General features: G+C 66.8%; 1 protein-coding gene. It reads left to right on the top strand.

Features of this window, described 5'->3' with window-relative positions; genetic code table 11:
• Positions 1 to 22: 22 nt before the first annotated feature.
• On the top strand, positions 23 to 277 hold a 255-nt coding region (locus R0J92_RS22680; protein WP_411053321.1), incomplete at its 3' end, for a hypothetical protein.

Raw genomic sequence — 277 nt, forward strand, 5'->3', positions numbered from 1 at the left:
GGTGTTGCGGGAGAAGCACCCCGTGACCCGTGGCGCGTTTAGCAGCGAGGCGACCCGTGAGGAGTGCATCAGCATCCTCACCGGCCAGCGCCAAGCGGTGGACGTGATCGCGGAGCATTGGGGTCAGCAGCACACCCAAGCGGGTCAAGACCTCAAGGCGCACGATGTCGGCTCGGATGATGGACCGGCCGAGGGCGATCATCGTGAGGATGCCACGGATGAAGGCGTCGAGCCGCTGACGACCGACCCGAGCGGGCCGATGATGGCCAAGCTCGGG

Source organism: Tritonibacter sp. SIMBA_163, assembly GCF_046535935.1.
Lineage (GTDB): Bacteria > Pseudomonadota > Alphaproteobacteria > Rhodobacterales > Rhodobacteraceae > Epibacterium > Epibacterium scottomollicae.